General features: G+C 71.6%; 1 protein-coding gene. It reads left to right on the forward strand.

Features of this window, described 5'->3' with window-relative positions; translation table 11 throughout:
- The coding region (locus KN815_RS47725) for an AMP-binding protein (RefSeq protein WP_216348013.1) at positions 1 to 320 on the forward strand (320 nt) is incomplete at both ends.

A 320-nucleotide genomic window follows, 5' to 3' on the forward strand; every position in this document is an offset into this window, starting at 1 on the left:
GCGTATGTGATCTACACGTCGGGTTCGACGGGGCGGCCCAAGGGTGTGGTGGTGCCGCAGGGGTCGCTGGTGAACTTCGCGGTGGCGATGGCCGGGCGGTTCCAGCTCACGGGCGAGGACCGTCTGCTGGCGGTGACCACGGTCGGGTTCGACATCGCGGGGCTGGAGTTGTTCGTGCCCCTGCTGTCCGGCGCCGCGGTGGTGGTGGCCGCGCGGGATGTGGTGCGCGATCCGGCGGCCTTGTGCGCGCTGGTGACGGCTGAGCGGGTGTCGGTGATGCAGGCGACGCCGAGTCTGTGGCGGGCGGTGCTGGCCGAGGA

The sequence above is a fragment of the Streptomyces niphimycinicus genome (assembly GCF_018883605.1).
Taxonomy (GTDB): Bacteria; Actinomycetota; Actinomycetes; order Streptomycetales; family Streptomycetaceae; genus Streptomyces; species Streptomyces niphimycinicus.